This is a genomic window from Bradyrhizobium sp. 2S1, from assembly GCF_011516625.5.
GTDB classification, from domain to species: Bacteria; Pseudomonadota; Alphaproteobacteria; order Rhizobiales; family Xanthobacteraceae; genus Bradyrhizobium; species Bradyrhizobium septentrionale.
Map to the genome: position 1 here is coordinate 1,416,811 of NZ_CP147717.1, position 22,005 is coordinate 1,438,815.

20 protein-coding genes are annotated in these 22,005 nt (G+C 65.0%); 6 read left to right on the plus strand and 14 right to left on the minus strand.

Going from position 1 to position 22,005, the window contains the following annotated elements; all coding sequences use genetic code 11:
- Positions 1-141: 141 nt before the first annotated feature.
- From HAP54_RS06895 to tcuB, 4 genes are all read left to right on the plus strand, one after another.
- A complete protein-coding gene (locus HAP54_RS06895; protein WP_166299190.1) occupies positions 142-1,452 on the plus strand; it encodes an MFS transporter in 1,311 nt (436 codons plus the stop codon).
- Positions 1,453-1,583: 131 nt separating this feature from the next.
- Complete coding sequence (tcuA, locus tag HAP54_RS06900; protein WP_175619381.1) at positions 1,584-2,984, plus strand: FAD-dependent tricarballylate dehydrogenase TcuA; 1,401 nt, start codon at positions 1,584-1,586, stop codon at positions 2,982-2,984.
- The gene (locus tag HAP54_RS06905; protein ID WP_166299191.1) at positions 2,971-3,333 is read left to right on the plus strand and encodes a hypothetical protein; all 363 of its coding nucleotides are present in this window, start codon (positions 2,971-2,973) and stop codon (positions 3,331-3,333) included. Before tcuA ends, HAP54_RS06905 begins: the two co-directional genes overlap by 14 nt.
- A gap of 112 nt (positions 3,334-3,445) precedes the next feature.
- Positions 3,446-4,561, plus strand: a complete 1,116-nt coding sequence (gene tcuB / locus HAP54_RS06910) for a tricarballylate utilization 4Fe-4S protein TcuB (protein ID WP_166299192.1) — start codon at positions 3,446-3,448, stop codon at positions 4,559-4,561.
- Between the two features lie 87 nt (positions 4,562-4,648).
- On the opposite strand, the gene HAP54_RS06915 is transcribed toward tcuB, so the two are convergent.
- The 3 genes from HAP54_RS06915 to HAP54_RS06925 are packed head-to-tail and all read right to left on the minus strand — an operon-like array spanning position 4,649 to position 7,245.
- Complete coding sequence (locus HAP54_RS06915; protein WP_166299193.1) at positions 4,649-5,062, minus strand: Rieske (2Fe-2S) protein; 414 nt, start codon at positions 5,060-5,062, stop codon at positions 4,649-4,651.
- Positions 5,063-6,172, minus strand: a complete 1,110-nt coding sequence (locus tag HAP54_RS06920) for an amidohydrolase family protein (protein ID WP_166299194.1) — start codon at positions 6,170-6,172, stop codon at positions 5,063-5,065.
- Positions 6,169-7,245, minus strand: coding sequence for an amidohydrolase family protein (locus HAP54_RS06925; protein WP_166299195.1), 1,077 nt, complete (start codon positions 7,243-7,245; stop codon positions 6,169-6,171). Before HAP54_RS06925 ends, HAP54_RS06920 begins: the two co-directional genes overlap by 4 nt.
- A gap of 172 nt (positions 7,246-7,417) precedes the next feature.
- Between HAP54_RS06925 and HAP54_RS06930 the strand changes: the two genes are divergently transcribed.
- A complete protein-coding gene (locus HAP54_RS06930) occupies positions 7,418-7,900 on the plus strand; it encodes a CinA family protein (RefSeq protein WP_166307528.1) in 483 nt (160 codons plus the stop codon).
- Positions 7,901-7,909: 9 nt separating this feature from the next.
- Here the strand turns inward: HAP54_RS06930 and HAP54_RS06935 are convergent, their stop codons facing one another.
- From HAP54_RS06935 to HAP54_RS06950, 4 genes are all read right to left on the minus strand, one after another.
- Complete coding sequence (locus HAP54_RS06935) at positions 7,910-8,974, minus strand: IS630 family transposase (RefSeq protein WP_166204319.1); 1,065 nt, start codon at positions 8,972-8,974, stop codon at positions 7,910-7,912.
- Positions 8,975-9,204: 230 nt separating this feature from the next.
- A complete protein-coding gene (locus HAP54_RS06940; protein WP_166299196.1) occupies positions 9,205-10,527 on the minus strand; it encodes an HlyD family type I secretion periplasmic adaptor subunit in 1,323 nt (440 codons plus the stop codon).
- Complete coding sequence (locus tag HAP54_RS06945) at positions 10,524-12,275, minus strand: type I secretion system permease/ATPase (RefSeq protein WP_166299197.1); 1,752 nt, start codon at positions 12,273-12,275, stop codon at positions 10,524-10,526. Before HAP54_RS06945 ends, HAP54_RS06940 begins: the two co-directional genes overlap by 4 nt.
- Before the next feature lie 148 nt (positions 12,276-12,423).
- Entirely contained in the window at positions 12,424-13,224 is an 801-nt protein-coding gene (locus HAP54_RS06950) for an acyl-CoA thioesterase domain-containing protein (RefSeq protein WP_166299198.1), read from the minus strand.
- Positions 13,225-13,332: 108 nt separating this feature from the next.
- On the opposite strand from HAP54_RS06950, the gene HAP54_RS06955 reads away from it, so the two are divergent.
- Positions 13,333-14,241 carry a LysR substrate-binding domain-containing protein gene (locus tag HAP54_RS06955; RefSeq protein WP_166299199.1) on the plus strand — a complete coding sequence of 303 codons (909 nt, stop codon included), beginning with the start codon at positions 13,333-13,335 and terminating at the stop codon, positions 14,239-14,241.
- Between the two features lie 229 nt (positions 14,242-14,470).
- On the opposite strand, the gene HAP54_RS06960 is transcribed toward HAP54_RS06955, so the two are convergent.
- The 7 genes from HAP54_RS06960 to HAP54_RS06990 all read right to left on the minus strand — a co-directional run bounded on the left by HAP54_RS06960 (position 14,471) and on the right by HAP54_RS06990 (position 21,832).
- The gene (locus HAP54_RS06960) at positions 14,471-15,448 is read right to left on the minus strand and encodes an ABC transporter ATP-binding protein (RefSeq protein WP_166299200.1); all 978 of its coding nucleotides are present in this window, start codon (positions 15,446-15,448) and stop codon (positions 14,471-14,473) included.
- Positions 15,445-16,857 carry an amidase gene (locus HAP54_RS06965; protein ID WP_166299201.1) on the minus strand — a complete coding sequence of 471 codons (1,413 nt, stop codon included), beginning with the start codon at positions 16,855-16,857 and terminating at the stop codon, positions 15,445-15,447. The genes HAP54_RS06960 and HAP54_RS06965 overlap by 4 nt, the downstream gene beginning before the upstream one ends.
- A complete protein-coding gene (locus tag HAP54_RS06970) occupies positions 16,854-17,063 on the minus strand; it encodes a hypothetical protein (protein ID WP_166299202.1) in 210 nt (69 codons plus the stop codon). Before HAP54_RS06970 ends, HAP54_RS06965 begins: the two co-directional genes overlap by 4 nt.
- Positions 17,060-18,133 carry an ABC transporter ATP-binding protein gene (locus HAP54_RS06975; protein WP_166299203.1) on the minus strand — a complete coding sequence of 358 codons (1,074 nt, stop codon included), beginning with the start codon at positions 18,131-18,133 and terminating at the stop codon, positions 17,060-17,062. Before HAP54_RS06975 ends, HAP54_RS06970 begins: the two co-directional genes overlap by 4 nt.
- A gap of 4 nt (positions 18,134-18,137) precedes the next feature.
- Positions 18,138-19,025, minus strand: coding sequence for an ABC transporter permease (locus HAP54_RS06980; RefSeq protein WP_175619382.1), 888 nt, complete (start codon positions 19,023-19,025; stop codon positions 18,138-18,140).
- Positions 19,026-19,027: 2 nt separating this feature from the next.
- The gene (locus HAP54_RS06985; RefSeq protein ID WP_166299204.1) at positions 19,028-19,981 is read right to left on the minus strand and encodes an ABC transporter permease; all 954 of its coding nucleotides are present in this window, start codon (positions 19,979-19,981) and stop codon (positions 19,028-19,030) included.
- 198 nt (positions 19,982-20,179) lie between these two features.
- Positions 20,180-21,832: an ABC transporter substrate-binding protein gene (locus HAP54_RS06990; RefSeq protein ID WP_166299205.1), complete on the minus strand. Its 1,653-nt coding sequence runs from the start codon at positions 21,830-21,832 to the stop codon at positions 20,180-20,182.
- Positions 21,833-22,005: the final 173 nt, after the last annotated feature.

Sequence of the window (22,005 nt, forward strand, 5' to 3'; positions counted from 1 at the left end):
TTTTTTCCGATGGCCTCGGCGTGATTTCGGGGTTGGTCGCGCCGGACAGGCGTGCCAAATTGCCGCACATGGCAGGGTAACTGCCTTGGCTGGCGAGACAATTTTCGCCAGCCCTTTTGTTACGGGGAAGGAAAGGGCGTTATGTCGCAGTCGAGTTCACCACAAGTCCCGCAAATCAAGTCGCGTCTTGGCGCCATCCTGCGCGCGACCAGCGGCAATTTCCTCGAGCAATTCGACTTCTTCCTGTTCGGCTTCTATGCGCCCCTGATCGCCAAGGCGTTCTTCCCCTCCGAGAACGAGACCGCGGCGCTGCTCAATGCCTTCGGCGTGTTCTGGCTCGGCGCCCTGATGCGGCCGGTCGGTGCCATCCTGCTCGGCGCCTATATCGACCGCATCGGCCGCCGCAAGGGCCTGATCGTGACGCTCGCAATCATGGCGGTCGGCACCGTGGTGATCGCGATCTGCCCGACCTATGCAAGCATCGGCATTGCCGCTCCGATTATCGTCCTGCTTGCCCGCCTGCTGCAGGGCTTCTCCGCCGGCGTCGAGCTCGGCGGCGTCTCGGTCTACCTCGCGGAGATCGCCACACCCGGCAATCGCGGCTTCTACACCTCGTTCCAGTCGGCGAGCCAGCAGGTGGCGATCTTCGTCGCCTCGATCCTGGGCTTCATCCTGAGCGAGAGCATGCCGGCCGCAACCGTTGCGGACTGGGGCTGGCGCATCCCGTTCTTCGTCGGCTGCCTGATCATCCCGGTGATCTTCTTCCTGCGCCGCACGCTGGAGGAAACCCCGGCGTTCCTGGCGATGAAGAAGCATCCGACCGCGCGCGAGGTGTTTGCCTCGGCGCTCGCCAACTGGCGCATCGTCATCCTCGGCATGATGATCGCGGTGCTGACCACCACGACGTTCTACTTCGTCACCGTCTACACGCCGACCTTCGGCAAGACCGTGCTGAAGCTCTCGACCCAGGATGCGCTGCTGGTGACGCTGTTGGTTGCGGTGACCAACTTCATCTGGAATCCGGTCGGCGGCGCGCTGTCCGACCGGATCGGCCGCAAGCCGGTGCTGCTGGCGATCGCCGGCCTGTCGCTGGTGACGGCCTATCCGGCGCTGCACTGGCTGGTGACCAATCCGAGCTTCGGCAAGATGCTGGCGGTCGAGATGATGTTCTCGTTCTATTTCGGCGTCTACAGCGGCACCATGCTGGGCTCTCTGGTCGAGATCGTGCCTGCGCATGTCCGCACCACGTGCTTCTCGCTGGCCTTCGCGCTGGCGGCCGGGCTGTTCGGCACATTCACGCCGTTCGCCTCGACCTGGCTGATCCAGCAGACCGGCGACAAGGCTTCGCCCGGCTACTGGCTGATGTGCGCCTCTGTGCTCGGCATCGTCGCCGCGCTGATCGTCTATCGTGACGGCCAGACCATCGAGCAGCGCGAGGCGGTCGCGGCCTGATCGTGCGCATGCAATTGGGGCAGACTCTTTATTTGAGCATGATCTTTCGGAAAACCGCTACACACTTTTCCGGATCATGCTCATTCGCCCGCCCCTGTTGCTTTCCATGCCAACAACGATAACAAGAGCGCATGGTTGATCTGACGCGCAGGTTCGACGTGCTGGTGATCGGCGGCGGCAACGCCGCGCTCTGCGCTGCGATCAGCGCACGGCGCGCCGGTGCTTCGGTGCTGGTACTGGAAGGCGCGCCAAAGTTCTACCGCGGCGGCAACACCCGCCATACCCGCAACATGCGCTGCGCCCATGACGCGGCGACCGAAATCCTCACCGGTTCCTACACCGAGGAGGAATTCTGGCAGGATTTGCTGCTGGTGACCGGCGGCCAGACCGACGAGGAACTGGCCCGCTTCATGATCCACGAGTCCAAGGACATCTTGAACTGGATCGTCGAACAGGGCGTGCGCTGGCAGCCTTCGCTCGGCGGCACCTTGAGCCTCGGCCGCACCAATTCGTTCTTCCTCGGCGGCGGCCGCGCGATGCTGAACGCGCTGTATCGCACGGCCGAGGAGCTCGGCGTCGACATCCTCTACGATGCCGAGGTGATCGAGCTCAAGATCGAGGACGGCATGTTCCTCTCGGCCCAGCTGAAGCAGCCGGTCGGCGGCAGGACCGAGGTGCGCGCCTCGACATTGGTCGCGGCTGCCGGTGGCTTCGAGGCCAATATCGAATGGCTGAAACAATATTGGGGCGAGGCCGCCGACAATTTCCTGATCCGCGGCACGCCGTATAATCGCGGCGCGATCCTGAAGATGCTGCGGGCGAAAGGCGTGCAGGAGATCGGCGATCCAACGCAGTGCCATGCGGTGGCGATCGACGCCCGTGCGCCAAAATTCGACGGCGGCATCATCACGCGCCACGATTCGGTCGTGTTCGGCATCGTCGTCAACAAGCACGCCGAGCGCTTCTACGACGAGGGCGAGGACATCTGGCCGAAGCGATATGCGATCTGGGGCCGCCTGGTCGCCGCGCAGCCCGACCAGATCGCCTACATCATCTTCGATTCGACCGTCGTGACGAGCTTCATGCCGACACTGTTTCCGCCGATCGCGGGCGCGACGATTGCCGAACTCGCCGGCAAGCTCGAGCTCGACGCCGCCGCACTGGAGAAGACCATCACCGGGTTCAACGCCGCGGTGCAGCCCGGCACCTTCGACCACACCATCCTTGACGATTGCCGCACCGAAGGCATCACACCGGCGAAGACGCATTGGGCGCGCAGGATCGAGACGCCGCCCTATCTCGCCTATCCGGTGCGGCCCGGCATCACCTTCACCTATCTCGGCACCCACGTGAACAGGCAGTCGCGGATGCTGATGAAGGACGGCAAGCCGTCCGCCAACATGTTCGCCGCCGGCGAGATCATGGCCGGCAATGTGCTCGGCAAGGGCTACGCCGCCGGCATCGGCATGACCATCGGCAGCGTGTTCGGCCGCGTCGCCGGGCGGGAAGCGGCGAAGAATGCGCGAAATTAAGGACGCTTCCTTGGGAGCAGCCATGTCACGGTCACGATTTGTTGTCGCTTGCATCGCCGGCAGCCTGATCAGCATCATCCCGGCCAGCGCCGAAGAGCCGATCTCGCTGCGCGATCTGGGCTCGTTCCATGTCGGCGTGGTCGATATTTTCGGGAAAGCGGACAAGCAGGCCCTCTTCATCGGGGGCGTTTCCATCCGAGTCGATTCAAGCGGACACTACGAGGTCGAGCAGACACACTTTTTGCCGCAGACCGAAAACGACGCCCGCCCGCGCCGGCACGGCAACCTCATCGGCGTCACGCCCGATGGGAGCCAGATCTTCTGCTTTTGCGGCGCAACCACCTTTTGAACAGACCAGAGCAACGTGCACGCGAGCAAAACTTTCAGGGAAGCCACCATCCGATGACGACCTGTGCTGGAAGGCAAGGGACTGACCAAGAAATAGCGGGATAGATAGAGCGATGCACGGGACGAGAATCTTGCAGGAAGCCGACCGTCTGATGACGGTGTGCAATTCCTGCCGTTATTGCGAGGGCCTGTGCGCGGTGTTTCCCGCGATGGAGATGCGCCGCGCCTTCTCCGACGGCGACCTCAACTATCTCGCCAATCTCTGCCATTCCTGCGGCGCCTGCTACACCGACTGCCAGTTCTCGCCGCCGCACGAATTCGACGTCAATGTGCCGCAGACGCTGGCGGTGGCGCGCGCCGAATCCTATGCCGCCTATGCCTGGCCGCGCGCCTTCGCCGGCGCGTTTGCCCGCAACGGCCTCGTCATCAGCCTGATCGCGGCGCTGAGCGTCGCCGCCTTCATCTTCGGCTTTGCCGCCATCAACGATCCCGGCGTGCTCTATGGCATCCACACCGGGCCCGGCGCGTTCTACAAATTGATGCCGCACAATGCGATGGCGCTGCTGTTCGGCGCCGCTTTGCTCTACGCCATCCTGGCGCTGGTGATGGGCGTGCGCGCGTTCTGGCGCGCGATCGGCGAGCCCATTGGCATGACAACGGACCCGAAATCGCTGTTGCAAGCGATGCGCGATGCCGGCGAGCTGCGCTATCTCGACGGTGGCGGCGTCGGCTGCTTCAACGAGGACGATCATCCGACCGACCGCCGCAAGCTGTATCACCACTTCACCTTCTACGGCTTCGCGCTGTGCTTCGCCGCGACCTGCGTCGGCACGCTGTACCATTATCTGCTGGCGCGCGAAGCGCCCTATGCGTGGTGGGATCTGCCCGTGGTGTTGGGCACGCTCGGCGGCATCGGGCTCGTGGTCGGCCCGATCGGACTCCTGTCAGAGAAATGGAAGCGCGACCGCGTGCTGGTCGACGAAAAGCAGATGGGCATGGACACCGCGTTCATCCTGATGCTGTTCCTGACCAGCATCAGCGGCCTCGCTTTGCTGCTGTGGCGCGAGACCGCCGCGATGGGCCCGCTACTGGCGCTACACCTCGGCGTGGTGTTCGCGCTGTTCATCACCATGCCCTACGGGAAATTCGTGCACGGCATCTACCGCTTCGTCGCGCTGGTGCGCTACGCGCGGGAACGTCAGATGATGATGCAGGGCAAGGCAGAGTAAGCGTCGTTCCGGGGCGATGCGCAGCATCGAACCCGGAATCTCGAGATTCCGGGTTCGCGTCTTCGACGCGCCCCGGAATGACAGTGGTCAGAGATCCACCACCACGTAGTCGCTTTCCACCGCGACCTTGATGGTCTCGGCGACATACGGCCCCTTCACCACATTGGTGCCCGGCTCGACGCTGACGGGATAGGCCCGCACGCGGAAGCGGCGCGGGTCGCAGTAGGACTGGCCGGTGCGGATGTCGAACTCCCAGCCATGCCAGGGGCAGCGCAGGATCTCGCCGAGTTTGGTGTATTCGATCTCGCCGGGATCCGACGACGACGCCAGCCCGATCAGCGGCCCCTCGCAGAGCGCCGCACCCTGATGCGGGCAGCGGTTCAACAGGCCGAAGAACTCGCCCTTGACGTTGAACACGGCGATCGGCCGTCCCTCGATCTCAAGGAATTTTCGCGACCCCGGCGGCAATTCGTCCACCGGGGCAATCACATGACGCGCCATCTATGAGATACCGTAAAGCTGCTTCGCATTGTCGAGATAGAACGCCTGGCGGTTGGCATCGCTGACGCCGGCCGGCAGCACGCGCGACGGCTCGTCGTAATCCCAATGCGGATAGTCGGTCGCGAACAGCAGCCTGTCCCAGCCGATCCATTCAATGGTCTGGAACAGATGGTCGCGGCTCTCCGGGTCTTCCATCGGCTGCGTGGTCCACCAGATGTGGTCGCGGATGTATTCCGACGGCCTGCGCTTCAGTTGCGGCACCTCGGCGTGAAGCCGCGCAAACACCTTGTCGAGCCGCCAGGCAAGTGACGGCGCCCAGCCGAAGCCGGCCTCGACCATCACCATCTTCAGTTTCGGGAAGCGCTCGAACACGCCCTCGAGCACCACGCTCGCCAGCGCGGTCTGCTGGCACTGCGAATGCCCGACCATCTCCTCGATGTAATAGCTCGGCCAGCCCGAGGCGGTGATCGGGTTGCCGCCGAAGCCGAAGGCGTGCACGCCGATCGGCAGTCCCGCCTCCTGCGCCGCCTCATAGATCGGCCAGTAGCGACGCTGGCCAAGCGGCTCGACATTGCGGCTGAGCAGCAGCACCTGGACGAAATTCTTATCCCCTGTGCGCTTGCGGATTTCCGCTGCCGCCGACACGCCGTCCTCATTGGCGACGACGACCGAGCCCTTCAGCCGCGAGTCCTTGCTGGTCCATTTCTCGATCTGCCAGTCGTTGATCGCCGAGCAGATCGCGCCGGCGAGATCCTGGTTGCGGATGCCCTGCCCGGTGTTGAGCGGATTGAGCACGCCGAGCGCGACATTGTTGGGATCGAGATGCTGCTTCTGCATGAAGGACAGCGACGAGCCTTGCGGCCCGCCTTCCGGCGGATAGGCATCGCGGCGCGAGGCGTTGGGCTGCGCCTTCGGATAGGGCGGGCCTTCCATCATGCCCTGATAGGCATGAACGCCGAAGGTCTCGAGATGGCTGTGCCAGCGCTTGGCCAGATAAGGATGCAGCTCGTCCTTGGTCGCGCGTGCCGGATGGATGTCGCAATCGGCAATCGCGGTCTTGATGCCGGTCGACGCGGCCGCCTCGGGACGTTCCCGTACCTGGATGTTCATGACACGGTATCCTTCATCTTCAACCGCGGATAGGTCGCGTGCGGATTGTCGATCATGATCTTGCGGACCAGATCCGGCGACAACCCCTTCGGCAGCACCTCGTCACCATCGAACTGCCAATGCGGATAGTCAGTCGAGAATAGGATCAATTCGTCCGACTGCATATGGTCGAACAGGCGGTTCAGGGTGTCGCCGCCCGGCGGTGCGTCGACCGGCTGCAGCGAGAAACGGATGTTGCTGCGCACAATCTCCAGCGGCGCACGGTCGACCCACGGCGTTTCCATGCGCACGCCGCGCCAGAACTTGTGCAGCCGCCACAGGAACGGCGGCAGCCAAGTGAAACCACTCTCCAGCATCACCATATTTAAGGCTGGATGGCGCGCGAACACGCCTTCGACGATCAGGCTGATGAGCTGGGTCTGGAACGCCTGCGCCTGCGCGACGTAATCCTCGATATGATAGGAGCCCCAGCCCACCGAGGTCGGCGGGTTGTGATAGGCGCTGCCGGCATGGATGCCGATCGGCAGGCCGAGCCGTTCCGCCGCCGCGTAGATCGGCCAGTAGTGACGCTTGCCGAGCGGCATGTCGCCCATCACAAGCATCAGCACCTGCACAAAGCGCTTGTCCTGCGCACAGCGCTCGATTTCGGCCACAGCCTTGTCGATGCTCTGCACCGGAATCACGATCGAGCCGCGCAGGCGAGCGTCCTTGTCGAGCCACTCCTTGACCAACCAGTCGTTCAGCGCGCGGCAGAAGGCATCGGCCATGTCTTCGGAAAACACCATCTGCACACCGTAGAGCGGATTACAGATGCCGTAGGCGGTACCGAACTTGTCGAGCGCCTGGCTTTGCATGTCGGCAAGGCTCGAGCCCGGCTTGCCCTGCGCGGGGCGCCAGTCCGGCCGCGATGAGATCGGCGAATTGGTGGGATAGGATTGCGAGATCAGATCCGTCATGCCGCGCGTCGTCACCTGGTCGCGCCAGTAGTCGTTCATGTAAGGCAGCAGGCTGGTGAGGTGAGGTACGGCGGGATGCAGATCGCAATCCACGCCGCCCGCGATCGGCGACGTCATGGTGTTTCCTCCGCGCACGCTCTCACAACAACTGTCGGGGCGCCGCTTGGTTGTTGTCCGACATTCAATCAGTCCGTGCTGCGATCCGCAACTCGGCAGGGGCCGGTGTGGTGTGCTAGGAAGGCAGAACGCCCTACAGGATTTTCATGGCAAGCAACGAGAAAGAGCGCCGATGAACGCACTCATATCCATCGCTGAGCAGGTCGCCGCGAAACTGATCGCGAACAAGCAGACGATTGCGGTCGCGGAATCCTCCACCGGCGGACTGATCTCCGCATCGCTGCTCGCGGTGCCCGGCGCGTCGGCCTATTTCCTCGGCGGCGGCGTGATCTACACCCGCGACGCGCGGCGTGCGCTGATGGACATTTCCGACGACACGATGCGCGGTCTCCGCTCGTCGTCAGAACCTTATGCTCAGTTGCTCGCGCGCCAGATCCGCGAACGCCTCGCGACCGATTGGGGATTGTCGGAAACCGGCGCCGCCGGCCCGACCGGCAACCGCTACGGCGATGCCGCCGGCCACAGTTGCATGGCGGTCGTAGGTCCGCAGCAGCAGGTCATCACGCTGGAAACCGCCAGCGGCGACCGGCAGGCCAACATGCAGGCGTTCGCCAAGGCGGCGCTGGAGTTGCTGCTGAGGAATCTGTCGCGCTAGTACCCAGAATCAGAGCTGAGTGATACGGCGGCCTTTGAAACGGCGTTGACGGACCTTTTTCTTGGTCCAGACGAAGGGCTCGGCTCTGTCGTTGTATGCGTTGACGTAGGCATCGATGTGCTCCTGAAGCTGCGTGAGGCTTGTGAAGGAGGTGCCGCTGAGCGACTGCCCCTGCAAGATCGAAAACCATACCTCGACCTGATTGAGCCAAGACGCACTTGTCGGCGTGAAATGAAATTGCACGTTGGGGTGGGCCTTGAGCCAATGCTCGTTCTTCTTGTGGGTGTTGAGGTTGTCGAGGATGACGTGAAGCTTCCGGTTCGGAAAAGCCGCGGTGACGCTGTTCATGAAGTCGAGAAACTCGACGCGGCGTCGGCGTTTTGAATGCGCCGCGATGATCTTTCCGGTGGCGACTTCGAGCGCCGCAAACAATGTTGTGGTGCCATGCCGCTTGTAATCGTGGCTCTGGCCGGTCAAGGCGCGGCCATTGGGCAACTTCAGATAACCCTGCGCTCGCTCCAAAGCCTGGATCGAGGGCTTCTCGTCCACGCACAGCACAATGGCCTTCGCGGGCGGGGCGACATAGAGGCCGACAACATCGGCGGCTTTGGCCGTAAAGTTCGGGTCGTTGCTCTCACACCAGGACTTACGAGCCGCGAGGTCAATCTTGTGGCTGCGCAGGAACCGCCAGACATATTGGACGTCAACATCGCCCAGCGCCCCGGCCAGCAGGGGCCCGGTCCAGCGTGCGAACCCGTCCGGCGGCGGCTTGTCCAGCAGCTTCAGAATCCGCTTGTCGGTGGCCTTCGTATAGATTGGCTGCTTGCCCGGTCGCGGCTTGTCTTGCAGCCCTTCAAGGCCTTGGTCGGCATAGCGATGCCGCCAAAGGCTGACAATCCGCGGCTGGACCCCAACTTCCTTGGCGATCGACCGAGTGCTGCGTCCATCCGCCGCCAACAGAACTATCCGCGCCCGCTTCAAATCGCGCTGCAACGTCACCGGGGAGCGGCAACACGCCTCAAGCACCTTGCGATCTTTCCTCGAAAGGTGGACTTCTCTTGCTTCGGGTATCATCCCGACCTTGAATCACGACTCACGCTTTAAGAACAGTAGGTACTAGTTCAACGGCGTCGTCCCGGCGAAGGCCGGGACCCATAGCCACAAGTGTTAGCGGTGAGCTGCGCTATGGCCACAGCCTGCATCATAACTCATTCCTGGGGTAATGGGTCCCGGCCTTCGCTGGGACGACGCGGGGGTGAGATTCGCGGACGATCAATCAGCGGAGCAACGCTGCGCGCAAAATCTCACTTCTCGCGGAACGAGCGCATGAACTGGTCGCTCATCGGCTTCATCAGATACGACAGCATGGTGCGGTCGCCGGTCTGAACGAAGGCTTCCACCGGCATGCCCGGGATGATCTTGACCTCGCTGCCGAGGCGCGCGACCTCTTCAGGGGGCATCGAGACGCGGATGGTGTAGTAGCTCTGCCCGGTGCGCTGGTCGGTGTTGACGTCGGCGGAGACGCGGGTGACGACACCGTTCAGCTCGGGCGTGGTGCGCTGGTTGAAGGCAGAGAGCCGCAGCACGGTCTTCTGTCCGACCTGCAGCTTGTCGATGTCCTGCGGATTGACCTTGGCCTCGACCGACAGATCGTCGGCCTTCGGCACGATCATCATGATGGCGTCGCCGGCGGTGATGACGCCGCCGACCGTGTGCACGGTCGACTGCAGCACCACACCGTCCTGCGGCGCGCGGATGTCGATGCGGCGAAGCTGGTCTTCGGCGGTCACCTTGCGTTCGACAAACTCGCCGATCTTGTCGTTGGTCTCACGCAGGTCCTTCGAGACCTCGGAGACCATGTCCTTGTCGACCTGGATGATCTGCAGCTCGGTCTCGGTGATCTTGCCCTTGGCCTGGGCGCGCGAGGCGATGTATTGCGCGCGCTCGCCGGAGAGCCGCGCCGCGTCGCGCTCCAGCGTGGTCAGGCGGGTGAGCTGCACCAGATGCTGCTCATAGAGCTGGCGAACGCCGACCAGCTCCTGCTGCACCAGCGCGATCTCCTTGTCCTTGGCGGTTTCCTGCGCCTGCAGGCCGGAGATTTCCTCGTTGAGCTGGGTGACGCGCTCGCGCAGCTGCGCCTTCTGGCCGCTGCGGCCGTTGACGCGGACTTCGAACAGCTTGGTTTCACTCGCCATGATGTCGCGAACGTCGGGATCCTTGGCCTGCTCGGCGAGCTGCGGCGGGAAGGCGATCTTGTCGTTGCCCCGCTGCTCCGCTTCGAGCCGGGCTGCGCGCGCGTAGAGACCGTTCAGCGTCTTGACCACGATCGCAAGGCTCGCCTTCACGACCGTCTCGTCGAGGCGCACGACGACATCACCCGCCTTGACCACGTCGCCGTCACGCACCCGGACCTCGCCGACCACACCGCCGGTCGGATGCTGCACCTTCTTGACGTTGGACTCGACCACCACCGAGCCCGGCGCGATCAGCGCGCCCGAAATCGGCACCGTGGTCGCCCAGCCACCGACGCCGCCGCCCAGAACCAGAACCACGACGAGGCCGACGAGCAGATGCTTGCGGATCGAAAGATGTGCGTTGCGCGGCTGATCGGTCATGCGATCGCTCATGATTTGGCTGCCCCCGCATCGGCGACGATCTTGATCGGCGTCGGCACCGGTGGCGCGACGCGCTGCAGCACCTGGGCGAGCACGGTCTCCTTCGGCCCGAAGGTCTGCATGCGACCGTCCTTCAGCACCAGCAACTGGTCGACGCCCTCGATGCCGACCGGCCGGTGCGCGACCACGATGACGATGGCGCCGCGTTCGCGGGCACCACGCACCGCGCGGGTCAGCGCCTCGTCGCCTTCGCTGTCGAGGTTGGAATTCGGCTCATCCAGCACGATCAGAAACGGATCGCCGTAGAGCGCGCGCGCCAGCGCGACGCGCTGCGCCTGACCGGCGGAGAGCGCGGTGCCCTGCTCGCCGACCTGGGTGTCGTAGCCCTCGCGCATCTTGATGATCATCTCGTGCACGCCGGCTTCCTTGGCCGCGGCGATGATACCGTCGGACTTGGCGTCCGGATCGAACCGGCAGATGTTCTGCGCCACCGTGCCGGCGAACAATTCGACGTCCTGCGGCAAATAGCCGACATGGCGCCCGAGCTCGTCCGACGACCACTGGTCGAGCGCGGCGCCGTCGAGCCGGACCTTGCCGCGCGCCGGCACCCAGACGCCGACCAACGCCCGGATCAGCGACGACTTGCCGGAACCGCTCGGGCCGATCACGCCGACGCCGCTGCCGGCTTCGACCGCGAAGGTGATGTCCTGCACGATGGCGCGCTGGTCGCCGGGCGCAACCATGGTCACCGCCTCGACCGAAAGCTTCTTCTCCGGCGCCTGCAGCAGCGTCTGCTCGGGGCGCGCCGGAATCTGTTGCAGCAGCCGGTTGAGACGCTGCCAGCTCTGCCGCGCGGCGACAAAGCCCTTCCAATGCGCGATCGCGAGATCGACCGGCGCCAGCGCCCGCGCGCTCAGGATCGAGCCGGCGATGATGATGCCGCCGGTCGCTTCCTGGTGGATCACGAGATAGGCGCCGACCGCGAGCACCGCGGATTGCAGCATCATGCGCAGCACCTTGGCGACCGCACCGAGCCCGCCGGTGACGTCGCTCGCGTGCTGGTTGCCGGAGAGATATTCCTCGTTGGCTTCGTTCCAGCGCTTGTTCATGCGCCCGGCCATGCCCATCGCCACGAGCACCTCGGCGTTGCGGCGGCTGGAGGCGGCGAGATCGTTGCGCCGCGCCGCGAGCGACATCGCTTCCTTGGCGGGCGAGCGCGACATGTATTCGGTGATCAGCGTCAGCGTCACCAGAATGACGGCGCCGACCAGCGCGGTGACGCCGAGCAGCCAATGGAACGCAAAGCAGATCGCCATGTAGAACGGCAGCCAGGGCAGGTCGAAGAACGCACCGGGACCCATGCTGCCGAGGAAGGAGCGTACATTGTCGAGATCGCGCAGCGGCTGCAGGCCCTCGCTGCGATTGCCGGCCATCAGCGGCAGCCGCACGATGGTGTCGAACACCCGCGCATTGAGCGCCTCGTCGAGCGAGGTGCCGACGCGGCCGAGGATCCGTCCGCGCAAGAGATCGAGCACGCCCTGGGCGATGTAGAGCACCGCGGCGATGACCACGAGGCCGACCAGGGTCGGAACGCTGCGGCTCGGCAGCACGCGGTCGTAGACCTGCAGCATGAACATCGAACCTGTCAGGTACAACAGGTTGATCATGCAACTGATGAGACCGACGCCGATGAAGGCACTGCGACATGCGCGCAGCGCCTCAGCCAGTTCGGAACGCCGGACAGCGGGCGCGGCTGTCATGAAAACTGATCTCTGCAAACAAAAGCGTTACGTGATGACCACCTTGTATAGGCGTTTGCGGCCATCGTCCATTTCAAGTCGCGTCGACCAGAGCATGGTTCGCGGGCTATTTTTGTGATCCCACAGACAGTTGACGGAATAATTAGGGTTAACCGGCCGCGGAACCCGGCGCGGTAACAGGTGCGGTTCTCGGTAAGGGCACGAGAATGACCGACATCGAGACCCGGCCGATCTCGCCATTCACATCGAGCAATACCCCGCTGCCGACGCCAAGCCCGGTCTCCGGGCGCCAGCGCGCCTCGGGACGAACACCGATCCACGCACCCTGCGGTGGCCTGAACAGCTGCACCGCAAGGTTCGGATTGGGGTCGGCCACCACGTTCTGGACCGGGCGCGCGATGCCGTGGGTCCAGTCGGCGGGACCGAGCACCCGCGCCAGCGGGCCGGCACCGGTCGTCACGTCATGGTGCATGCGAAACCAGGCAGCCTCGCCGCCGACACGGGCTTCCATCGCATCCATGAACCAGCTGCGGCCATGGCCATGGACGGCGCGCAGATTGCGCAACGGAAAGGCCGTGGGATCGACCGGGTCGGCTGCACTTCCGTCAAGGCCCGGCACCTCGACGGCACGTTCGCGCGACAGCGTCACGCGCACCGTCGCAGAGGGCTGCGCTTCGCCGGCCGGCCAGAGCGTGTTGTCGACGACGCTGACCCGGCCGCCCTCGGTCACGACGGTGACTTGCGTGCGCAATTCGGCCATCGGCGTCGGCCGCAGGAACCCGGCCGAAGCTGAGATCGCGGTGCCCCAGTTGCGCGCAACGGCCATCGCCTCGACCTCGGCGGTCAAGAGGCTTGCGACCGCCCCGCCCTGTAGGCCTGCGAACGGCCCCGCCGCCAGCGCGGCGGGCTTCCAGTGGTGGGGCGTGGCGAGCGGTTCGAAGATGGCCAAGGTGACGTTCCCTGAGGTGAGCAGGATTGAGCGATCTGGCAATCTGAGCCAAGAATAGTGGCCATGACAAAAGGCCATTCATCACTTCAGGTGAACAAAATTCACCCATTGGACGCTCCGGATCCTCGCCTGATCCCGCCGCTCGCGGCGCTGCTGGCCTTCGAGCGCGCGGCCACACAGCTGAGCTTCCGCGGCGCCGCGCGCGACCTGTCGCTGAGCCCGTCGGCGATCAGCCACCAGATCCGCGGACTGGAGCAGCAGTTCGGCACAAAACTGTTCGTCCGCGGCGCGCGCTCGGTGCGGCTGACCCTGGACGGCGAGCGCTATCTCGCAAAGGTGTCGGCCGCGCTGGCGACGCTGCAGGAGGCGAGCCGCGACATGCTGCGGCAACGCCGCGAGAGCAGCGGCGAGCTCTGGATCAGCTCACTGCCGTTCTTCACCAGCGCCGTGCTGCTGCCGGCGCTGCCGGAGTTCAAGCGGCGCCATCCGCAGCTGACGCTGCGGATCGAGGCCACCCATCAATATGCCGACTTCATCGGCTCGCGCGTCGACGTCGCGATCCGCTACGGACGAGAGCATGCCGCCGGGCTGAAGGTCGAGCCGCTGGTCCGGGTCAGCGGGCAGCCGGTCTGCACGCCGGCGCTGGTCAAAGCCGGACTGCGGCGGCCGGAGGACCTGTCGCGCGAGGTGCTGATCCATGTCACGACGCAGCCGCGGGCCTGGCCGGCCTGGCTGCAGCAGGCCGGGCTGCCGAATCTTGCACCACGAGGACACCTCTGGCTCGACAGCGTGCCGGCGATGCTGGAGGCCGCCGAACACGGACTCGGCGTCGCCATCGCGATCGCTCCCCTGATCAAGGCGCGGCCGGGCTTCGGCAAGAAACTGGTGGCGCCGTTCGCGTTCGAGGCCGCGCCGAGCGAGACGATCTACCTGATCTCCCGCACCGAACAGGCGCGCGACCGGCGGATTGCCGCGGTGCGGCGCTGGATCGCCGACGCGGTCACCCGCGCAAGCTAGCGCATGATGAAGTTAGGCTGAACTGGCGACCGCGAAGACGCTGCGCTCCCTCTCCCGCTTGCGGGGGAGGGCTGGGGTGGGGGTCTATCCGCGAGTCATATTGTGGAGAGAGCCCCCACCCGCCGCGCTCAGGCGCGCAAGAGCGCTGCCGAGCGCGTCGGCCTCCCCCGCAAGCGGGAGAGGCGAAGCGAGCCTGCGGTCCGACCGATTCAACCAAAATCCACGCGCTTTAGACCGTCGCGTCGGCAGGTTCCGCCATAACGCAGCGTGCCAGATGGCCGGGCGCGACCTGCACGCCGGGCGGCAAGCCTTCGCTGCAGCGCGGCTCGGCGAACTTGCAGCGTGGCGCGAACGAGCAAGCGGCCGGCGCGTGATCGAGCGAGGGCGGCGTGCCCGGAATGGTTTCCAGCCGCTGGCCGCGCATCGCGCCGTGGATGGTCGAGGCCAGCAAGCCCTTCGCATAGGGATGAACCGGCATGCGCACGATGTCGCGCAAGGCGCCCTGCTCCACGATCTGGCCGGCATACATCACCGCGACCCGGTCGCAGATCTCGATGGCGACGCCGATGTCGTGGGTGACGAAGATAACGGACATGCCGAACTCGCGCCGCAATTCGCGCAGCAGCAGCAGGATCTGGATCTGCACGGTGGCATCAAGCGCCGTGGTCGGTTCGTCCGCGAGCAGGATCTTTGGCTTGCAAGCCAGTGCCAGCGCGATCATCGCGCGCTGGCGCATGCCGCCCGACATTTCGTGCGGATAGGAGTCCAGCCGCCGCCTGGCGGAGGGGATCCGCACGACTTCGAGCATTTCGAGCGCACGCGCCGTGGCCTCGCGTTCGCTCTTGCCCTCGTGGCGCATCACCGTCTCCGCGATCTGGCGGCCGATGGTGTAGACCGGATCGAGCGCCAGTGCCGGCTCCTGGAAGATCATCGAGACGGTCTGACCGCGGAATGCGGACAGCGCCTCGTCGTCCATCGCCAGCACGTCCCGGCCCAGCACCTTCACGCTGCCGGTGATCTGCGTGCGCTTCTTCGGCAACAGCCGCATCAACGCGCGCAGCGTCACGCTTTTGCCCGAGCCGGACTCGCCGAGCAGCCCCAACACCTCGCCCTCGCCGAGCGACAGGCTGAGATCGTTCACGGCATGGACCGTGCGATCGCCGGTGAAGCGGATGTTGAGGTTGTTGATCTCGACGAGATTGGTCATACGAGCTTGGGCACCCTGGCGTGGAAATCGGTCGCGTGCTGGAACGCGGCGCCGATCCGAAGCAGTGTGGCCTCCTCGAAGGAGCGGCCGATCAGTTGCATGCCGACCGGCAGACCCGCCTTGGTGAAGCCCGACGGAATCGAGAGCGACGGCACGCCGAGATAATTCACCGGACGGGTGAACCGCGTCAGCCGCTGGATCACCGCTTCCGCACCCGGGCCATTGCCGACATCGCTTTCGGCGATCGTCGGCGCTGGCACCGGGGCCGACGGCGCGATCACAGCATCGACGCCGCTGACCGCCGCGTTGTGTGCGGCGAGCGCAGGGCCGCGCCAACGCATCGCCTCGAGATAGGTGACGGCTGGAATGGTCAGGCCGTTCTGCAGCCGCATCAACACCTGTGCACCGTAATCCTGCGGCCGCTCGATCATCCAGCGCTTGTGGAAGGCGGCGGCCTCGGCCGCGAGCATCAGTTGCGACGCCGCGCTGAGCTGGCGCTGATCTGGCAACTCGACCTTGACGATCTCGGCACCCTCTTTCTTCAGAGTGGCAACCGTCTCGTCGAGGATGCGCGCCACCTCGGGATCGAGGTCGTCGACATAGAAAGAGGTCGGCACGCCGATCTTCAGACCTTTCAGCGACTGTCTGGTCGCGGCCAGATAGTCGGGCACCGGCTGCGTCGACGCGGTGAGATCCTCCGGATCGGCGCCGGCCATCAGGCCGAGCAGCAGCGCGCAGTCCTCCGCAGTCTGCGCCAGCGGACCGACGGTATCGAGCGATTGCGACAGCGGCATCGCGCCGGCGCGGCTGACGCGGCCGACCGTCGTCTTCAGGCCGGTGACGCCGCAGAAATGCGCGGGCATGCGCACCGAGCCGCCGGTGTCGGAGCCGAGCGCGGCAAAGGTGAGCCGCGCGGCGACCGCCGAGCCCGAGCCCGACGACGAGCCGCCGGTGATGTGATCGGTATTCCAGGGATTGCGCACTGCGCCGTAATGCACGTTGTGGCCGGTCGGCCCGTAGGCGAACTCGACCATCTGCAGCGAGCCGAGCCGGACCTGTCCGGCATCCTTGAGCCGCTGCAACGCCGTTGCCGTGGTCTTCGGCACGAAGTCGCGGCGGATCAGCGAGCCGCAGGTCACGACCTTGCCGGCCTCGTAATACATGTCCTTGTGCGCCAGCGGCACGCCGTGCAGCGGGCCACGCGCGTTGCCCTCGGCGAGCGCGGCGTCGGCCTCGGCGGCGGCGGAAAGCGCGTGCTCGGATTCGATCGCCATATAGGCATTGAGGCGCGGCTGCCACTCTGCAATGCGATGCAGCACGGCGCGCGTCACCTCGTGCGAGGAGACTTTCTTGTCGGCAATCGCCTTGGCGACTGCGGTCAGCGTCATCAGGGCCGGTTCATTGCTCATTTCGACACCTTCTCGATCTTCTGCGCGATCTGCGCCAGCAGGAAGCTCGCGGGTTCGAGATCGAAAGGCAGCGTGCCGGAGATCGGTGCGAAGCCGTCGAATGCCGGCCCGATCGAATTGGCGATGCGGGTGGCAGTTTCGTCATCAGCGGGCACGTCGGCGACGTGCGCGATCACCTTGACGTCCTTGGGAGTGGGTCTGGTCATGCCGCGTTTTCTCCTTTTGCTTTTGCCGGCGCGCGGCTGTGCCCCGAGCCAGGAATGGCCATGTAGCACGCCGCTTGATGGCCCATTGTATCGAGATCGCTGAGTTTTGGCGTGTCGTTTGCGCAGAGCGGCTCCGCAAACGGGCAACGGGTGTGAAACCGGCAGCCCGGCGGCGGATCGATCGGATTGGGCGGATCGCCCGAGATCGGCGGCACCTCGGTGCGCTTGTCGGGATCGGATGACGGCATCGCCGCCAGCAACGCGCGGGTATAGGGATGCGCCGGCGCGTCCCAGACAGCGTCGACCGGGCCGAGCTCGACGACCTCGCCGAGATACATCACCAGCACGCGGTCGGAGATGTAACGGACCACGTTGAGATCGTGGCTGATGAACAGATAGGTCAGGCCGAATTCGCGCTTCAGATCGGCGAGCAAATTGAGCACCTGCGCCTCGACCGATTTGTCGAGCGCGGACACCGCCTCATCGAGGATCACGAGCCGCGGCGATAGCGCGAGCGCGCGGGCGATATTGACGCGCTGGCGCTGGCCGCCGGACACCTCGTGCGGATAGCGGTTGGCGAAGATCTCCGGCCGCAAACCGACCTTGCCGAGCAGTTCGCGCGCGAGCGCCCGCGCCGCGCCGTCGGCCATGCCGTGCACCTTGGGCCCGAACGCGATAGATTCCTCGATGGTGAGGCGCGGGTTGAGCGAGGCGTAGCTGTCCTGGAACACCATCTGCATGCCGCGGCGCAGATCGCGCAGCGAGAGCGACGGGCCGACCTGCATTCCGTCATAGACGATGTCGCCGGCGTCGCGGGTCATCAGATGCATCAACAGCCGCGCGGTGGTCGACTTGCCGCAGCCGGACTCGCCGACAATGCCGACGGTCTCGCCCTTCATGACCGCGAAGGTGACGTCATCGACGGCGCGCACGGTCTTGCGCGGGCTGAACAGCCCGCCGCGCACCGGGAAGTGCTTTGTCAGCCCCTTGACCTGCAACAGCGGCTGCGCGGCGCCGCCGATGTCGGCGACCGGCTCCAGCATGTCGGCTGAGAGATTGGCGTCACCCATCGCACTAGTTCCTGATGTCCATGGCGCTGCGCATGCCGTCGCTCAGCAGATTGAAGCAGATCGAGACCGCGAAGATCATCGCGCCGGGCAGCGCCGCGACCCATGGATTGACATAGATCGCGGTGCGCAGCGTATTCAGCATCAAGCCCCATTCCGGCTCCGGCGGCTTGGTGCCGAGCCCGAGGAAGGACAGACCGGCGGCCAGGATCATCGACACCGAGATCAGGCCGGTGGCGTAGACGAAGATCGGGCCGAGCACATTGCCGAGCATGTGCACGCGCATGATGGTGAACGGACCGGCGCCGGAGGCGCGCGCCGCCTCGACGAAATCCATGTTGCGCACGCCCGTGGTGACGCTTTCGGCGACGCGGGTGATCTGCGGCACGAACACAATGGTCAGCGACACGATCGAATTGGTGATACCGGCGCCGAGCGCCCCGGAGATCGCGATCGCCAGCAGCACCGAGGGAAAGGCGTAGAATACGTCGACGGTACGCATGATCGCGGTGTTGAGCTTGCCGCCGACGTAGCCGGCGACGAGGCCGAGCGAGGTGCCGATCACGAAGGCGAGGATCACCGGCAGGATGCCGATCACCAGCGAGAGCCGTCCGCCATAGATCAGCCGCGCCAGCATGTCGCGGCCGAGTTCGTCGGTGCCGAGCGGATAGCCCGACGTGCCGATATGGCGGAGGCGGCGGATCATCGAGCCCTGATAGGGATCGGCGAGATGCAGCCACGGCGCCAGCAGCGCCGACGCAAAGATCAGCACCAGGATGATGGCGCAGGCCATACTGACCTTGTCGCGCCTGATGCGGCGCCCAACCGTCGCCCAGTAGCCGCGTGCCTTGGGCGCGGGTGCCGCCTGCAATGCGGTATCGCTCATCGCACTCATGGTTAGCTCCGCTTGATGCGCGGATCGATCGCGGCCTGCGCGATGTCGACCAAGAGATTGAGCAGCACGAAGAACAGCGCCAGCACCAGGATCGTGCCCTGCAGCAGCGGCAGATCGCGCTGGAAGATCGCCGAATTCAAGAGCAGGCCCGAACCCGGCCAGGAGAACACCGTCTCGATCAGGATCGAACCGCCGAGCATGTAACCGAGCTGAAGTCCCATCACCGCGAGCGCGGTCGGCGCGGCATTCTTGATCACATGGCGAAAGACCTCGGTCTCGCGCAGGCCCTTGGCGCGCAGTGCCTCGACGAAATCCTGGCTCAGGATATCGCCGGTCAATGCGCGCACGGTGCGGGTGACGATGCCCATCGGGATCACCGAGGTGGTGATGGCGGGCAGCACCAGATAGCGCAGATGCTCCCAGTCCCACGCCCAGGCGCCGGAGCCGCCGGGCCCGGCACCAACCGCGGGCAGCCAGTTGAGCTGCACCGAGAAGATGATGACCAGCACCATGCCGAGCCAGTAATGCGGCAGCGAGACGCCGGCGATGGCAAAGGAGGTCGCGACCTTGTCGACCCAGGTGTCGCGGAAATAGCCGGCGATCAGGCCGAACAACAGGCCGAGCGTGAAGCCGATCATCGCCGCCGCGATCGCCAGCATCACGGTATTGCCGACCGCGCGCATCACCTCGGTCAGGACAGGACGCCCCGTCGCGATCGAATTGCCGAGATCGCCATGGATCGCGCGCCACAGCCACAGGCCGAATTGCACGGGCAGCGGCCGATCGAAGCCATAGGCGGCACGCAAATGCGCCGCGAGCTCCTGCGAGGCATCGGCCGGCAACACCGCAACCAGGGGATCGCCGGGCGTGATGTGCACCAGCAGGAAGCACACCAGCGCAACGCTGAGCACGATCGGAATGACGTAGACGATCCGTCTGGACGTATAGGCGAACACGTTGCGCTCTTTCTTCCTTCTCCCCTTGTGGGAGAAGGTGGCGCGCGGAGCGCGCCGGATGAGGGGTTCTATCCGCGGACAACGTCATTCCAGATCGGAGAGGAGCGTCCGCGGAGACAACCCCTCACCCGGCTTCGCTGTCGCGAAGCCACCCTCTCCCACAAGGGGAGAGGGTGCACCGATTACGCGGCTAGGTCCTCACGGCGCGATCGAGACCGGCGAGAAGTCGACGAACCAGCTCTTCGGCTGCACAAAGCCCTTGATCTTCGGGCTCATCGCGCGCGGCGCGACGTCGTGCGCGACGTAGAGGAACGCCGCATCGTCGACCGAAGCGGCATGCAGCTCGGCGAGCGCTGCGTCGCGGGCGGCCGGGTCGAAGGTCTGGCGGGCCTTCTTCACCAGTTCGTCGAACTTCGGGTTGTTGTTGAAGCCCCAATTGTTCGAGACCGGCGGCGCCATGCCCGATTGCAGGAAGCGCACCAGCGCGAAGAACGGATCCATCGCCGCATAGGTGACGTTGGTCGCATTCGAGCCGTTGGCAGACGGATCCTTGGCGCCGCGCCGCCAGTTGGTGAACAGCGTATTCCACTCGATGACGTCGAGCTGCACATCGAAGTAGCACTCGGCCAAGGCCTGTTGCAGATATTCGTTCATCGGCAGCGGCAGCATCTGGCCCGAGCCCGATGCCGAGGTCTGGATCTTGACCGTCAGCTTCTTGTTCGGCCCAAAACCCGCCTCCTGCATCAACTTCTGCGCAGCCGGCTTGTCGTATTTGATCTGGAAGGTCGGATTGCCGCGCCACGGATGGCCGGGCTCGAAGGTACCGGTCGCCGGCACCATCAGGCCCGCGAGCAGGCCGTCACGCAGCCCTTCGCGATCGATGCAGAGATTGGCGGCCTTGCGGACGCGGATGTCGTTCCAGGGCGAGCCCTCGACGCGGGAGAACTGCCACGGCCAGACATGCGGCTCCTCGTTGGAATAGAGAGTGAAGCCACGCTGCTTGATCTCGGGCAGCGCGTCCGGCGCCGGCGCCTCGATCCAGTTGACCTGCCCCGACAGCAGCGCCGCGGTGCGGGCATTGGCCTCCGGCATCGGCAGCAGCACCATCTTGTCCGTCTTCGGCACGCGGGCCTTGTCCCAGTAGTTGTCGTTCTTCACCAGTTCGAGCCGCTCACGCGGGGTGAAGCTCGACATCTTCCAGGGGCCGGTGCCCGAAGCGTCCTTGGCGAACGCGGCCCATGCGGCCTGCGACTTCGCCTTGGCATCGGCGCCTTCGGCCTTGTCGTAGAATTGCTGCCATTTGGTCGGGCTCGCCATGAACAGATTGGTGAGATTGATCGGCAGGAAGCTGTCCGGCTCCTTGGTGGTCAATTCCACCGTCATGTCGTCGATCTTGCGCGCGGAGACCAGCGTCGGCATCCGCGAGGCGGTGACGCCGACCTGGCTCGCATCATATTGCGGCGCGTCCTGCTTCAGGACCTTGTCGACATTCCAGACCACGGCATCGGTGTTGAACGGCGAACCATCGTGAAAGGCGACGCCGGGACGCAGCTTGAACACCCACCTGGTCTTGTCGGAATCGTCGACCTTCCATTCGGTGGCGAGGCCCGGAATCATCGCGCTCGCCTTGTCCGACGACGACAGGTCCCACATCGTCAGCGCGTCATACATCGTGAGCCCAGTGAAGCGATTGCCCTCAAACCCCTGGTCCGGCTGCCCGAGGGTGCGCGGAATATCGGCAGCCGTCATGCCAATACGCAGCACGGTCTCGGCACGGGCGATCGCCGGCACACCGGCAGCAATCGCGAGCGCCAGCATGATCGCTGTCGCATTGGTCTTCCCGTTACGCATCTGAGCAACCCCTTCGAGTCCGGTGACGTTTTGGTGATTATTTCTTGGGCAAGCGTATGCAATGCCTGTGCCAAGGGGAATAGTTCTTCAGCAAATAACCGCTGGGCGCGTCATTTCTTCCCACCTTAGACTAAGACGGGGCAATAGTGCCTATTCTGGCATCACGCTTGCAA

Excerpts from the sequence above, each read along its gene's own strand:
- HAP54_RS06970 (WP_166299202.1), bottom strand. The coding sequence starts at position 17,063 with ATGACCAGACCCACTCCCAAGGACGTCAAGGTGATCGCGCACGTCGCC.
- HAP54_RS06960 (WP_166299200.1), bottom strand. The coding sequence starts at position 15,448 with ATGACCAATCTCGTCGAGATCAACAACCTCAACATCCGCTTCACCGGC.
- HAP54_RS06945 (WP_166299197.1), bottom strand. The coding sequence starts at position 12,275 with ATGACAGCCGCGCCCGCTGTCCGGCGTTCCGAACTGGCTGAGGCGCTG.
- HAP54_RS06915 (WP_166299193.1), bottom strand. The coding sequence starts at position 5,062 with ATGGCGCGTCATGTGATTGCCCCGGTGGACGAATTGCCGCCGGGGTCG.
- HAP54_RS06980 (WP_175619382.1), bottom strand. The coding sequence starts at position 19,025 with ATGAGTGCGATGAGCGATACCGCATTGCAGGCGGCACCCGCGCCCAAG.
- tcuB (WP_166299192.1), top strand. The coding sequence starts at position 3,446 with ATGCACGGGACGAGAATCTTGCAGGAAGCCGACCGTCTGATGACGGTG.
- HAP54_RS06990 (WP_166299205.1), bottom strand. The coding sequence starts at position 21,832 with ATGCGTAACGGGAAGACCAATGCGACAGCGATCATGCTGGCGCTCGCG.
- HAP54_RS06940 (WP_166299196.1), bottom strand. The coding sequence starts at position 10,527 with ATGAGCGATCGCATGACCGATCAGCCGCGCAACGCACATCTTTCGATC.
- HAP54_RS06895 (WP_166299190.1), top strand. The coding sequence starts at position 142 with ATGTCGCAGTCGAGTTCACCACAAGTCCCGCAAATCAAGTCGCGTCTT.
- HAP54_RS06935 (WP_166204319.1), bottom strand. The coding sequence starts at position 8,974 with ATGATACCCGAAGCAAGAGAAGTCCACCTTTCGAGGAAAGATCGCAAG.
- tcuA (WP_175619381.1), top strand. The coding sequence starts at position 1,584 with ATGGTTGATCTGACGCGCAGGTTCGACGTGCTGGTGATCGGCGGCGGC.
- HAP54_RS06920 (WP_166299194.1), bottom strand. The coding sequence starts at position 6,172 with ATGAACATCCAGGTACGGGAACGTCCCGAGGCGGCCGCGTCGACCGGC.
- HAP54_RS06930 (WP_166307528.1), top strand. The coding sequence starts at position 7,418 with ATGAACGCACTCATATCCATCGCTGAGCAGGTCGCCGCGAAACTGATC.
- HAP54_RS06965 (WP_166299201.1), bottom strand. The coding sequence starts at position 16,857 with ATGAGCAATGAACCGGCCCTGATGACGCTGACCGCAGTCGCCAAGGCG.
- HAP54_RS06975 (WP_166299203.1), bottom strand. The coding sequence starts at position 18,133 with ATGGGTGACGCCAATCTCTCAGCCGACATGCTGGAGCCGGTCGCCGAC.
- HAP54_RS06905 (WP_166299191.1), top strand. The coding sequence starts at position 2,971 with ATGCGCGAAATTAAGGACGCTTCCTTGGGAGCAGCCATGTCACGGTCA.
- HAP54_RS06925 (WP_166299195.1), bottom strand. The coding sequence starts at position 7,245 with ATGACGTCGCCGATCGCGGGCGGCGTGGATTGCGATCTGCATCCCGCC.